Below are 14,032 nucleotides of genomic sequence, written 5' to 3' on the forward strand. Positions count from 1 at the left end.
GATGCAGTCTCGCCAGCGGCGTTGCTGTGCTGGCGTCGAGCCTCGATTCTGCGCAAGGCACCGCGCAAGAAATCCACTTCCACCACCTTGCCTGCCAAGGCTTGCTTCAGTCGCTGATTCTCCCGCTGCAGCCGCTGCTCCAGCGTCAATCGTTGCTCTGCTCCCACCTGCCCCAGTTGCCAACGCTCCACATCTCTCCGCCAGCTATACAACTGCCGCTGAGGAATGCCGATCTCGGCCGCTAACTCCTTATGCCCGCAGTAGCTCATGCGCTCCACTGCCGCACGCTTCTCCTCTATCGTCCATCGTCGATATCGCCTCATCTACTCTCCATTCGCTGTAGATAGGGATATTCTCCTCTGTCTCACTTTTGGGGGTCACTCCATTTTCCCTGGTTCGAAATCAAATTTGCGAATTTTGGGCAGATTTTGATGAAATTCCATGCGGATTCGAAAACCTTCCCTGTATTGTTCGCTGTTCCTTGTGTCGAAGCGCTGGACGACGACTAGGTTCCGGCAGCTTCTTCTCCGAACATCGGCACCTGACCGGTATCTCTGGCCTCGCGGCGTTTACGGACTGCTCCGCCGATTACCGCCAGCACGGTTAGCGACGAAAGCGCCGCGCGCGGCACGAAGATCCGTTGAGTGTTTGAGCGTGTGTCGGGCGGAATGACGAGATAGCCGTCGCCCGTGATCTGGGTGAGATCGTTGGGCATCAAGCCTTCGAGGATGTCGTTGTCGATGAATTCGATCCTCACCCACAGACCTTCGGAGCGTGGGCGGGTAGTGAACGTCTTGCGGCCGAGCGACTCGGTATCGGCGAAATCCCGCACGAAATAGACGCCTTTGACTTCGCGCAAATCGATAAAGATGACTTTGCCCGACTGCGTGAGCAACTCCAGCTTTCCGTCCGAGACAAAATGGCTGCCGGAAACGTATCCCGTGAGGGTGTCGCGGTCCATCTTGCGGACGATTACTTTCTTGTGCGTCGAGGGCATGGAGCCAGAGCCTGAACGCCGATTCTCGCATGTTTACCAGTCAGGTGTGTCGTGAGGAGGCGAATAGTAGCCAACTTGTCAACGGCTGTGATATTGTTCTAAGTTTGCCGTGACCTTTCGGGTCTCGCATCGGGCTAAGTGTCTGTGCTGCAGGGACTTACTGGCTTACGGTATCCGGGCCTGCCGGTCCCAAGCTCGTCCTTCCGGATTGGCAGTCTGGGCTATTGGCTCGCGGAAATCCTGCCGTCCAGGGACAACGAACTACCAGAATGGCTGACTACATATACATGATGGAGAGCCGGTTATCTCCGGCGCAACTCCAGGTCGTGGGACAAGTGCAGGAGATCGCGCGCGCCTACGAGATGAACGTCTATCTCACCGGCGGCGCGGTGCGCGACATCATCAGCGGATTCCCAATCCGGGACCTTGACTTTACCGTCCAGGGCAACGTCCTCAAGCTGCAGAAAGACTTGCAAAAAATCGGCGCCATTATTCAGGGAAGTGACGAGGACATGCACATCCTTTATGTCCTCTTTCCCAATCACGTGCGGACAGAGATTGCCAGCGCGCGCTCCGAGAGCTATCCCAAACCGGGAAAGCCCGAGGTGACGTTCGAAACCATAAACGAGGACCTCCGCCGCCGGGATTTCACTGTCAATGCGATGGCGTTGTCGCTGAATCCCGGCTCACGCGGGCTATTGATGGATCCATTCAACGGGGTTGCCGATCTCGAGGCCAAACACCTGCGCATTCTTCAGAACTACGCCTTTCTCGAAGAACCTTCGCGCATGTTGCGCGCGTTACGTCTGATGACGCGCTTTCATTGGACTCTCGAAGAGCGCACGCAAGCCCGCTTTGATGCCGCGAAAGAGAACAACTACCTCGAATACATCTCCAATCGTGCGATCGGCTACGAGATCGAACAAATCGCGCATGAAGACGACCCTGTCGCAGTGATGAAAGCCTTCGAGAAGGAAGGCTGGATGAAAATCCTCTTCCCCGCCTGGACGACCGCGAAAGTCGATACCGCCGGACTCACGGCGCTGCAAAAGACTCGTCAGCAGCTCACGGATATCGGAGTGCAATCGGATCCGGCTGCCGCTCGCATGTACTTCCTCACCAGGAAAATGGGCGATAAAGAAGTGCATGCGATGCAGAAGCTCTTGCCGCGCCAGCACTTCGTCGAGCAGTGGCGCAATATCGAAGACGACGCCAAGGACCTGGCCAAGCGATTGCTCTCGAAAGAGTACGCTGCGCCTTCTGCTACCTGGAAACTTCTGATGGCCACGCGTCCGGAGCTAATTCTTTTTCTCGATATAACGACGCGGCAGTCCGCGGTCGAGCAGAAGATCAAAGCATTTCTCACGAAATGGCCGCAGTACCGCCAGAAGATGCCGCTGCTCAAGATGACGGAGATGCGCATCACTCCGGATCTTCCCGTCTACCAGAAGCTGTTGGAAGAGATGTTCTTTCTCATGCTCGACGGCAAGCTGAAAACAGAAGCGGAGATAGTGAAGTTTCTTGAGCCGCATCAGCCGCCGTTGCCGGTTGCGCCGCCAACTCCTACGCGTCGCGGCCGAGGCAAGAAGAAAGTTGCTGCGAAAGCCGCTGCAGCAGCCGCACCGGCCGCGCCCGAACAAACAGCTCCGAGTGCGCAGGCTGCGCCAGCACTACAGCAGGCGAAACCACCAAAGGTTGCCAAGAAAGAGGCAGCTCCAGCAAAGCTGCAGGCTCAAGCCGCGGCAGTTGCTGCGCCTGCGCATCAGAAGACCGCGCCTGCGAAGGTTGAAGCCAAAGCAGTCGCGACCCCGACTGCAAAGAAACCAGAGCCAAAGAGGACTAAGCGTGCGAAGAAAACCGCCTCAAAACCAGCGGCAAAGAAACCTAAAACAAAATCTGCCAAGAAGAGCAAACGATAAAGTTGGCTTCGGAGCACCCGTCATCGGTAGCGCGCATTCCCAGTTCTAACAGCTCTGATCTAGAAGTCGAACCGATCGATATTGCTCTTGTTGAAGACAAATGGCTTACCCAACATGATCTGGTCCCCTTCCACTTGAATGGTTCCCAGCCGGCCTGCCTGGAATTGATGGTCGCCATGCTTTAGTCTTCCGCGAACGAGCGCGTCGGCCGCTTCAACTGTTAAATATCCGAGGTCATTCGTGTTCCAGAGGACGATGCTCTCAATCGTTCCGTCCTTGATGTAAGGCTTGCACATATTGGGCAACGACAGGCCAGTCACTTTTACGTCCTTGCGGCCGGATTGCTTCACGGCTTCCGCCGCGCCCGGCACTGCAGGAGCGGCAATGGCCATGATGAGTTTCACGTTCGGATATACCTTGAGAACGTTTTGCGTTTCGGCGAACGCGCGATCGCGATCTCCCTCGCTGGGCTGAATCGTAACCAGTTTCAGTTTGGGATAGCGCTGCAGACGCTCCTTGATGTATTTGATCCACTCATTCTGATTTGCGGCCGTAAGACTCGCGGTGATGATGGCGAAGTCACCGCTGCCGTTGAGAATACGTGCCGCTTCATCGGTGAGCGTGTATCCGATTCCCTGCGGAGTGGCTTGATTCACGAAGAAATCGCGCGCATCCGGCTCGGCGTCGGCATCCCAGGCAAGGACGCGAATGCTATGTGCTCGTGCTTTGCGCAGCACGGTGGAGATTGCCTGCTTGTTTTCGACGCTTACTGCAATTGCATCGACGGCGCGAGTGATCCAGGCTTCAACTACTTCGTTCTGCTTTGCGGGATCGAGATCCGTAGGGCCGTCCCAAATCAGATCGTCTCCGAGTTCGCGCGCGGCCTCTTCGGCGCCTTTCTCGCAACTGATGAAGTACGGATCTCCCTTTGCCTTCGGCATCATGGCAATCGTGAGCTTGCGGCCCACAGAGCTTTGCGTCGATGAAGACCCAGCAGCCCCATGCTGAAGCTGCTGGCGAATCGAACGCACCAGTGCCCAATTGCTGCCGGCGACAATCAAGGCACAGATCAGCATTACGCCGCTGAGAACCGCGACTTGCCAGTTTTTCAAATGGAACTCCTTCTCTTCAGTTTCTTCCGCGTGAACAGGGCGCGGCGGACGCCAGCGTCGCACTCCGTGCAGTGCGACGGTCGCTAACAGCAGTACGCCAGTTAAAACGCCGGTGAATTCCGCCGGCATTGCTCCCAGCCGCAATCCGTTTTGCAGAACGACGAGAGCGTACAAGCCCAGAATGGTACCGAGCACCGTCCCGCGCCCGCCAAAAATCGACGCTCCGCCGAGCACGACTGCGGTGATCGCAGTTAGCTCATAACCAGTGCCGGCGTCGGACTTCGCCTGGCCGACATGCGCCACATAGATGATTGCAGCCAGGCTGGAGGCAAATCCCGATGCGACATAGATAAGCGTGAGTCGCCGACGCACGGGTATACCTGCGAATCGCGATCCATCCGGCGAAAATCCAATTGCATACAGAGTCCGACCAAACGCGCTACGGTGTAGAACCCATGCAGTTGCAAGGGCTGCAACGGCCAGCACCAGCAACTGCGGAGGTAGGACCCCGGCGATGTAGCCTTGTCCAAAAAAGAGAAACTTGTGCCCGAATCCGGAGTAGTTTTCTATGCCGCGCGTTAGGCCGTCCGCAATTCCCCTGTAGAGAGAATAGGTTCCTAGCGTGACGATGAGCGATGGCAGGTTCAGGCCGCCGACAAGAGCGCCGTTCAGCAACCCGCACCCGCAGCCGACCATGAGCGTCAGAACGCTGGCTGCCCAAAGTGGGACATGAGCATCGCGCCAGAGCGCTCCCAATACTACGGCGCACAGGCCCAGCGCTGACCCAACCGAAAGATCGATTCCGCCGGTGATGATGATTGGGGTAAGCGCCAGCGCGAGCAGGCCGAGTTCAACGCTGAGCCGAACGATCTCGAACAAGTTCGCAACCGTAACAAAATTGTCCGAGACGAGTCCGAAGACGAGACATTCGCACGCCAGAACGACGAGCAGCGCCCATTCCCCGTTTGGGAACAAGCGGCGATGCAGCGGCACCGAGCGCTCAGGCGCTTCCGGCGCGGGAGAAGTCGAGGTGGACATGCTTTTGGATTCTGCTTACGGCCGCATCGGCAAAGACTGCGGTGAGAATGATCGCGCCTTGAATTGCTTTTTCCCAGAATGGATTGATTCCGGCAAACACCAGTGCAGTTCCGATGCTGCCGAGCAGCGCTGTTCCGAAAAGGGCGCCAATCACGGTTCCGCGTCCTCCTGTAATGGAGACGCCGCCGACCACGACAGCCGCAATGGCCTTTAGCTCGAGGCCGGTACCGAGGTTGCTGGGAATCGCCGAAAATCTTATCGCGTTGAGGAGAGCCGCCAGACCAGTAAGAGCGCCCATCAGTACGAAGCTGCCGAAGACAATGCTGCGCGGATCAATACCTGCCAACCGAGAAGCTTCGCGATCGCAGCCTACGGCGTACACAGCTCGTCCTCCGCTTAGGTGACGCAGAGCAACTGCGAAAACAATCAGCAGGATCAGCGCAAAACCAACGATCAGCGTTTCCCCGACGCGCTGCGAGAATCCAAACCATTGGAATCCTGCCGGCAGATTCTGCACCCATGCGCCCTGTGTAATCCAAAGCAAGCCATCGCGCCAGGCAATGTAGGTCGCGAGGGTAACGATGATGGAAGGCATTCCCACGCGGGCGACCAGCCAACCGTTGCATGCGCCGAGAATGGCTCCGATCGCGAGCGCCACCAGCGGAAGTACAAGAATGGGAACGCCGGCTTTTGCCAGCCATCCAAGCGCCACGCTGCACACCGCGAAGAGCGACCCAACGGAGATATCGATCTCGCCGGTGAGAATCACAATTGTCATTCCCAGCGCCACGATCAGAGTAGGAGCCGTATTGACGAGCAGATCGCGCAGATTCTGCGCGTCGAAGAAGTCAGGAGCTCGCAAAGCAAGCGCCAGCAGAAGAACCGCAAAGGCGATTACGCAGGGGAGCTCGCGTTTGCCTCGGCTGAGTATCTGACGAAAATTCATTGGCTAGGCTCGCGCAGCAAAGGGTCGTTCTGAGCCGAATGGCCGAGCGCCAGGTTCAAGATCTTCTCTTGCGTTGCTTCTGCGCGATCGAGAACGCCGACAACCCGACCCGCGTGCATTACAGCAATGCGATCGCTCATGCCCAGGATCTCCGGTAACTCCGAGGAAATCATAAGCACGGCCATGCCTTGCGCGGCGAGATCGCCGATGAGCGCATGAATCTCGGCTTTCGCGCCAATATCAATTCCCTGGGTCGGCTCATCCAGGATCAAAACGGATGGATTCGCCGCGAGCCAGCGGCTCAGCGCAACCTTCTGCTGATTACCACCCGAAAGAGTACCCACGGATGTGTGCAGCGAAGGAGCCTTGATTCGGAGTCGGCGAAGGTATTCGCTGGCAATGCGAGTCTCCTGTGCAAAATCGATCGATCCGCCGCGCGAAAGCCTTGAAAGAATTGCGAGGGTTACGTTACAGGAGATCGGCAGTTCCGGGATCACTCCGTGTTTCCGGCGATCTTCTGGGACGTATGCGAGACCCGAGGCGATAGCATCGGCCGCATTTCCAATCTCGATCGCTTTTCCCTTCAATCGAATCTCTCCGGAATCCGCAGGAGTGAGCCCGAAGATCGTTCGGGCAAGCTCGGTCCTGCCCGATCCAACCAGACCGGCGAGGCCGACGATCTCGCCCGCACGCACCGTGAGGTCCACATTACGAACTCCTGCAGTCTCGCAAGAGAGATTTCGCAATTCGAGAGCGACGTTGCTCGGAGCAGTTGCCCGCTTGGGGAATACCGTCGCGAGTTCCCGGCCGACCATCAAGCGAATCAGCTCTTCGCGTCTAATTCCCGCCATGCTCCGTGTCTCGATCACCTGGCCGTCACGCAATACGGTCACTCGATCGGCGATCTTCGTGAGTTCCTCGAGCCGATGCGAGATGTAGATGATGCCGACTCCCTGCTGCCGAAGCTGTCGAATAACTCCGTAAAGATTGTCCGTTTCCCGATCTGACAGCGACGCCGTGGGCTCGTCCATGATGAGCACGCGGGCATCAGCTCCGATCGCGCGAGCGATTTCGACTAATTGCTGCTCCGGCATGCTGAGCGTCCCGGCCTCCGCTTCGGGCGCGATATTCGCTCCAACTCTTGCGAGCAGTTTACGAGCGCGCTTTCGGCGAGCGGGCCAGTGGACTCGCGTCCAGAAGGTTTGCTCCTCGAGTCCGAGCGCAAGGTTCTCGGAGACGCTCAAGGCAGGAAACAATGCCGGCTGCTGATAGATTGCGGCAATGCCAAGTTCTTTTGCGCGCCGCGGCGAATGATCATGAACTGGCTGGTCGCGAACGAAGATCGTGCCTTTATCAGGCCGGATCGCGCCAGTAATGGTCTTGATTAACGTCGACTTTCCCGCTCCATTCTCGCCTACGAGGGCATGGACCTCGCCAGCCCACAGTTCAAACGAGACATCTCGGAGCGCGCGCACGCCTTCGTAGGATTTGTTGATCCGGTCGGCCCGAACGAGTGATGTATCGAAGCTCATGAGTGGAGTCCCGGCCGCGTGCGCTACCTGCGTTTCCAGAAAGTGAAGTTGCCTTACCTCAGCAGAGCCGATGCCGACCAAAGAATCGGCGCCTCTCCATGCAGGTCGCCGGTATTGCGGGCTCGGGTCAGATAGTAATTCAGATCGTTTTTCTTGTTCGTACCTTCACAAACGTTGCTGATATCTCCATTCGCGTCGATGTAGTGAACCAGCCCGAGCCATGCCTTGCGCGCGGCGGGAGCATATGTCTTCTTGTCCAGCCAGCCGTTTTTTACGCCGGTGATCATCGCGAAGGTAAACATGCCTGTCGATGAAGTTTCCGGCCATGCCTCGGGATGATCGATGAGCTGGTTCCACGTGCCGTCCTGATTCTGGTACTTGAGGAGCGTAGCCAGCATCTTCCGGTAGGAGCTGAGAATGTGCGCTCGTTCCGGATGATCTTGCGGCATGGAGCGCAGAAGCTCCGTCATACCGGCAGCAACCCAGCCGTTGCCGCGTCCCCAGAAGAATGGAACATCAGGAGCATGATAGAAGAGGCCGTTCGGCTGCTGGAGCTTGTCGAGGTAAACCGACATCTCGTGCGCGGCTCGATCGAGGTACTTTCGGTCTCCGGTTGCGCGATAGGCCTGCACTTCGACCTCGGTGATCATGTACATGTCATCGATCCAATAGCGCGTTTGGCTGGTCAGACCGTCCGGCGTTGGATCCTGCCACTGCGCGTCCGCAATTGACTTTCCCAATTCGAGATACTTCGGATTTTTAGTTTCAATATAAATTTCGAGTGGGACGGTCCCGAAAACGGTATTGTCAACGTGGTTCGGTTTGGGAATCAGCGAAGCCTTATCGCCAAATAGAGGCTCGAAGCGCTTGATGAGCCGCTGCGTGAGATCGGTATCGTGCGTGAGCTGCGCAAATGTGAGCGCTCCATACCAGGTGCATACCTCGGGATAAATGATCGTTGGCGTCGGCGGATGGCGATGCAGATTGATGTAGTCGCTCGCCACGTAGCGTTCCGCAACGCGTTTACCGATCTTTTCCGGTGAAGTCCCCGACGGCCAGTTGCTGAATTCTTTGATTGCGTCCTGTTGATGCTTCGCGTGCGCCTGCGGAGCAAACGTCAGAACAATCGCGCAGAGCGCCAACTGCAGAACAGCGATGGATTTCTTCGACGTTCGCCGCTTAAGACGAATGGACATTCTCGGTAGTCTCCATTTGCAAATGAAATACCTCCTCCAGCGGATCCATGGCGCGATCGGGAGTCAGGCCCTCCGACTGCACGAAAAAGCCGGACATCTCGCGCTGCCATCTTTTGTTTACATCACGTTTGGCCATCTCGGCGCGCGCTCGTTCAAAATCATCGGTTTCGAAGTAGCCAACGAGCAAGCCATCAGGCCGTAGAAACAGCGAGTAATTCCTCCAGCCGGACTCGTGCAGGGCTTCCTGCATCTCGGGCCAGACGGCGCGATGACGCTGCCTGTATTCCTCCAGGCGATTCGGTTTTACTTGCAACACGAAACAGACCCGCTTCATGAACTGTGGCCTCGTAGGTGCTTCCGAATTGGGAATCCCATCAGCGCAGGAATGACTCCGTCAAACCGCCGTCCACCGGAATAATGTGGCCTGTGGTCTTACCGCTTTGATCGCTGAGCAGCCACACGATCGCGTTGGCGCAATCGGTTGGCAGAATCGGCCTTTTCGTTAGTGTGCGCTGCGCATAAAAATCCGCAAGTTTGTCCCGCAACTCTTCTGTGCTCTCGGATTCCGAAAACGCAATGTTGTATTTGCGCAGCGATTGCATCACGCGATCGCGTGGGAACATCGTGGAGCCCGCGACCACTGTAGCCGGAGCAATTCCATTCACGCGTACATGCGGACTGAGCCCGATGGCCAACTCGCGAATGAGGTGATTGAGCGCTGCCTTGCTCACATCGTAGGCTTCGCTTCCCTTTTTAGGAACTACGGCGTTGGCGGAACTGGTGAGAACGACAGCTGCCGAAAGCTTTTGATCCTTGAAAGTCGATTCGGCTGCCCGCGCGAGCAAATGATTACCAGTCAGGTTTACTAGAAAGGTCCTTCCCCACTGCTCCGGCGTTAGCTCGCCGCTTTCGCCTGGCACGGGATAAATCGCTGCCGTGTTAACGATCAAATCCACTCCGCCGAACTGGAGCGTCGTGAACCGAATCGCGTGCTGAAGACTCGTAGCGGACCCGAGATCTACCTGGGTGTGCGCCACCAACTCAGATGAGGAGAGGGTGGACGCCTCCTGCGCGACCTTCGCGGCGCCGCTTGCGTCGGCGTCGGCAACCACAACGTGCGCACCCTTCTTGGCCAGCAATAGAACGACTTCCCTGCCGATTCCGCTTGCTCCGCCCACGATCAACGCGATCTTGCGGCTAAATTCGGCTTCCGCGGGCATACGCTGCAGCTTGGCTTCTTCGAGCAGCCAATATTCAATCCGGAAGGCCTCTGAGCGAGGAAGAGCAACATAGTTCCGACATTGCGTAAACCGGCTGGACTGCTCTGGTCGGCGAGCCTGCGGCAGTTCGCCTCGGACTTCTCCTTCGTCCAAGGCATTGGCTCCTGCCATCACGTGAATGGCATTGATGAAGAACTCTGTCGTAATGCGAGCTTCCTTTTTGTTCTTCCCGAATCCGAACAGTCCCACACCGGGAACGATGACGACCGAAGGATCGGGATCGCGCAGCTTTGGAGAGTCCGCTACAGCCCCCTCCTGGTAGTACTTCTTGTATTCACCACGATATTGGACCGCCTGCTCGGCAATTCTCGACTTTAGCGTGCTCACGCTCTCGTCAGCGGGATTCCAATTCACGAACATCGGGCAGATCTTCGTGCGCAGGAAGTGATCGGGACAGCTTGTCCCCAAAGCAGCGAGATCTTGTGACCACTTCGAGCCGGCAAAAGCCAGTGCATCTTCGTGGTCGTTGTAGTGGGCAATCATCCGACGCTGCGACGAGACCGTTCCCCGCAATGTCGGCAAAATCTGTACGGCAATATCTCGCCGGTTTTTGAGAGCATGATGGTACAGTCCGCCGAACAATAAGCCTTTGCGCTCCTGATGTCTTTGAACGAACTGACCCATTTCGTCGATCGTCTGAATGCTGTTCAAGTAGCACTCGCGCTGCGTCCGTCCCCAGGTGAACAGTCCATGGCTCCCAAGGAGGATTCCTTCAGCGCCGAGATTGTTCTTCACTGCAGCCTCAAGCATCAGCGCCAATTCAAAACCTGGACGCTGCCACGGCAGCCAAACAATCTTTCTTCCGAACTCCCGATTGAACTCTTCCAGCTTGCGCTTGCCGTTGGCGCTTGCCGCGATGGCAATCGCCCAGTCGGGATGAAGATGGTCAACGTGGTCATAGGGAATGAATGCGTGCAGCGGTGTATCGATCGACGCAGCGACTTTGTTGTCGCCAAAAGCCGAAAGCGGATAGTAGCGGACCATCTCGTCTTCGAACTCTTCTCCGCGATAAAGCTCTTTCAGGCTTCCGAGACGATCGAGATAGAGGAGCGCGAAGCCGGACTCTTTGATTGATCCGATGTCGCCGCCGCTGCCCTTGACTGCCAGCACGTGCACAGGCTTGCCGGTAAAGGGATCGGGTAGTTCCATCTTGGAACTTGTATTGCCCCCGCCGAAGTTAGTGATGCGCAAATCCGCGCCGAGAAGATTCGAGCGATAGCGTAAAAGCGCAAGCTGGTTATCGTCGAGCCGCTTGGCCTCGCGCTGGTCCCATAAATCCTTAAGAAGAGTAATTTCTGTTGTCTCAGGCATAAACCGTATCTCGATAGTGCTGGAAGCGCTCGGCGGCCTTCGTCCACCGGTCCGTGTCACGCGGCTCGAAGATCTCGACGGGGAAAGAGCGTTCGATCATCGCTCGGACTTGTTTCAGCGAAGCCGCGGCGCCAGTGGCGAGAATCTGGACTGCAGCGTTACCCAAAGCAGTGGCCTCGACTGGACCAGCGAGCACTCGCCTGCCGGTTGCGTCCGCTGTGAACTGATTCAGCAGTCGATTCTTCGACCCGCCGCCGATGATTCGGATTTGTTCAATGCGATCGCCGGTAAGCTGCTCAAGCTCTGCAATCACTCTGCTGTATTTGAGCGCCAGACTCTCAAGTATGGTTCTGGTATATCCGGCCGGAGTCACTGGCTTTGGTTGATGAGTTCGCGTACAAAATTCGTCGATCGCGACGCACATGTTCTTGGGAGCGAGAAACGATTCGTCATCTGGATCGACCAAATTCGCAAACGCAGGTTCGCCGGATGCGCACTGTGTGAGCTGCTCATAATTGGATTCATTCCCAGATTGAGACCAGCATTCCCGGCAGCAACGAAGCATCCACAGTCCCATCACGTTCTTCAAAAGTCGGGTTGTGCCATTTACCCCACCTTCGTTGCTGAAATTCATCTGCAACGCATCGGGCGAAGCGACAGGAGCGTCTACTTCGATTCCGACCAGCGACCATGTCCCAGAGCTGATAAACGCCGTTCCTTCGCGTGCGGCAATCGCGGCGACCGCCGATCCTGTATCGTGCGTGGCCGGAGCGATCACTGGCGTGTCTGCGATCTTGGCTGCTCCCACATTGGGAAGTAGCTTGCCAACCACGGTGCCAGGCTCAACAATTGGAGCCGGCAACGAAGATGGAAGTCCCACACGCTCTAAAAGCCTGGAATCCCATGTGCGGGTGGTCGCATTCACTATTTGGGTTGTACTGGCGTTGGTGAATTCGCAAACTGCATTTCCGGTCATCCAGTAATGGAACAGGTCAGGCATCATGAGCAGCCGCTTTGCCTTGCTCAGAGCCTCGGGACTTCGCTTCTTCTCGGCAAAGAGCTGGTATAGCGTGTTGATCGGCATGAACTGGATGCCGGTGATCGAGTAGATTTCCCGTTTCGAAACTCTCTCGAACACCTCTTCCGGAATGCCACGGGTCCGCGAGTCGCGATAGTGATATGGATTCTCAACGAGCTCGCCTGCGTCATCGAGCAGAGCGTAATCGACTCCCCAAGTGTCCACCCCAACACCTTGCAGTTCGCAATCGACCTTTGAGAGCGCCTTGCGTATGGCATTCCACAGCCGCTTCACATCCCAATGAAGAGAACCTGACTCCTGCAGCGGCTGATTGGGAAAGCGATGAACTTCTTCGATAGCAATCGTCTCGCCTCTCAGACGCGCGAGGACGGCGCGCCCGCTCTCGGCGCCAATGTCGAAGGCCAAATAGTTCTTGGGACCGCCGCTAGGCATATGACGTGAGGCTCTCAACATTTTTCGCAGCGCGCTCAGCGGTGATGCGTTCCAGGTAGCCGCTCTGGCGAAAGGCTTCGATGGGATCTTCAGGCAGTCCTTTTGAGATTCGCCAATCGCGAATGGCCGGACGGACATCAGAGGCGAAGGCGTCCTGCAGCAAGCCTTCGGCTTTGATGAGATCGCACTTCTTCTGGGCCGATGCCAGTTCGCGATCGTCGACCAGCGTGGCCTTCGCGTAGAGCTGCTGCGCCATGCTGACCGTCTGAATCATGGCCTCGATCTTGCCTTTCAGATTGTGGCTTTGATCGATCATGTACGCGACAGCAGGAGTCTTTCCTGTTTCCCATTCATAGGAAATAATCTCGCGGAAAATGCGGAATACCTGATACGGATCGATTGAGCCTAGCGTGAGATCGTCATCGGCATAGCGTCGATCATTGAAATGGAAGCCGCCAAGCATTTCTTCCGACAGCAGCCAAGCCACGATCTGCTCGATGTTCTGCGCGGCGTAATGATGTCCGGTGTCGACTAACACTTTCGCCTGAGGACCTGCCGCGCGCGCCAGATGGAGCGCCATTCCCCAATCGGCAATGTCAGTGTGATAGAACGCCGGTTCAAACGGCTTGTATTCAACCAGCATGCGCTGGTCAGGGCCTAGCTGACTATGCGCAGCTCGCAAATTCTCCTCGAACCACCGCTTTCGCTCACGAATGTTTGCTGTGCCGGGATAATTCGAGCCGTCCGCAAACCAAAGCGAGATATCGATGGTGTTCAACCGGCGGCCAATCTCGACGCTTTCTTTTACGTGCTGCAGCGCGCGTTCGCGAACGGCCTTTTCCGGATTGCCGAAGGAACCGTACTTATATTCCTGATCCTGGAAAAGATTCGGATTAATTGAGCCCGGCTGCACGCCGTACTGCTGGGCGTATCCTTTGATTGCGGAGGCGCTGCTCACACCATTCGGACAATCCCATTGGACATGTAGTGCCATTGTGGGACAGATGCCCGTCAGCCGATGTACCTGGCCGGCATCGCTGAATTTTTCTTCTATGGTCGTCGCCGCTGCAGGCTGAATGAATTTCCCAAACCGCGTCCCGGTATTCGCAAATCCCCACGAAGGCACCTCGATACGGAACGTTTCCAGCGCGTGAAAAATGCGATCGGTTTGCCGCGAATTCATATACAGACCTCTTAGGATTGCTGAGAGCTTACACCACCGCGAGCAAC

The 14,032-nt window shown here is 56.7% G+C and carries 11 protein-coding genes; 1 reads left to right on the plus strand and 10 read right to left on the minus strand.

The genetic code is table 11. The features are described from left to right. Both VFU50_19685 and VFU50_19690 read right to left on the minus strand, forming a co-directional pair. Positions 1-323 (minus strand): transposase (locus VFU50_19685; GenBank protein ID HEU5235089.1); only part of this gene is annotated, 323 nt, incomplete at its 3' end. 182 nt (positions 324-505) lie between these two features. Then, entirely contained in the window at positions 506-997 is a 492-nt protein-coding gene (locus tag VFU50_19690; GenBank protein ID HEU5235090.1) for a hypothetical protein, read from the minus strand. 269 nt (positions 998-1,266) lie between these two features. Between VFU50_19690 and VFU50_19695 the strand changes: the two genes are divergently transcribed. Continuing rightward, a complete protein-coding gene (locus tag VFU50_19695) occupies positions 1,267-2,916 on the plus strand; it encodes a CCA tRNA nucleotidyltransferase (protein ID HEU5235091.1) in 1,650 nt (549 codons plus the stop codon). A 59-nt stretch (positions 2,917-2,975) separates the two neighbouring features. On the opposite strand, the gene VFU50_19700 is transcribed toward VFU50_19695, so the two are convergent. Genes VFU50_19700 through VFU50_19735 form a run of 8 tightly spaced genes read right to left on the minus strand, consistent with a single transcriptional unit; the run spans position 2,976 to position 13,985 of the window. Next, a complete protein-coding gene (locus tag VFU50_19700; GenBank protein HEU5235092.1) occupies positions 2,976-5,066 on the minus strand; it encodes a substrate-binding domain-containing protein in 2,091 nt (696 codons plus the stop codon). After that, positions 5,029-6,012, minus strand: a complete 984-nt coding sequence (locus tag VFU50_19705; GenBank protein HEU5235093.1) for an ABC transporter permease — start codon at positions 6,010-6,012, stop codon at positions 5,029-5,031. The genes VFU50_19700 and VFU50_19705 overlap by 38 nt, the downstream gene beginning before the upstream one ends. Continuing rightward, positions 6,009-7,544: a sugar ABC transporter ATP-binding protein gene (locus VFU50_19710; protein HEU5235094.1), complete on the minus strand. Its 1,536-nt coding sequence runs from the start codon at positions 7,542-7,544 to the stop codon at positions 6,009-6,011. Before VFU50_19710 ends, VFU50_19705 begins: the two co-directional genes overlap by 4 nt. Positions 7,545-7,597: 53 nt before the next feature. Continuing rightward, positions 7,598-8,740 carry a glycoside hydrolase family 88 protein gene (locus tag VFU50_19715; protein HEU5235095.1) on the minus strand — a complete coding sequence of 381 codons (1,143 nt, stop codon included), beginning with the start codon at positions 8,738-8,740 and terminating at the stop codon, positions 7,598-7,600. Beyond that, positions 8,724-9,074, minus strand: coding sequence for an L-rhamnose mutarotase (locus tag VFU50_19720; GenBank protein ID HEU5235096.1), 351 nt, complete (start codon positions 9,072-9,074; stop codon positions 8,724-8,726). The genes VFU50_19715 and VFU50_19720 overlap by 17 nt, the downstream gene beginning before the upstream one ends. A 40-nt stretch (positions 9,075-9,114) precedes the next feature. Then, a complete protein-coding gene (locus VFU50_19725; protein ID HEU5235097.1) occupies positions 9,115-11,331 on the minus strand; it encodes a bifunctional rhamnulose-1-phosphate aldolase/short-chain dehydrogenase in 2,217 nt (738 codons plus the stop codon). Further along, positions 11,324-12,802 carry a rhamnulokinase family protein gene (locus tag VFU50_19730; protein ID HEU5235098.1) on the minus strand — a complete coding sequence of 493 codons (1,479 nt, stop codon included), beginning with the start codon at positions 12,800-12,802 and terminating at the stop codon, positions 11,324-11,326. The genes VFU50_19725 and VFU50_19730 overlap by 8 nt, the downstream gene beginning before the upstream one ends. Continuing rightward, entirely contained in the window at positions 12,795-13,985 is a 1,191-nt protein-coding gene (locus VFU50_19735; GenBank protein ID HEU5235099.1) for a TIM barrel protein, read from the minus strand. The genes VFU50_19730 and VFU50_19735 overlap by 8 nt, the downstream gene beginning before the upstream one ends. Between the last annotated feature and the right edge of the window lie 47 nt (positions 13,986-14,032).

Source organism: Terriglobales bacterium (assembly GCA_035764005.1).
Lineage (GTDB): Bacteria > Acidobacteriota > Terriglobia > Terriglobales > Acidobacteriaceae > Gp1-AA112.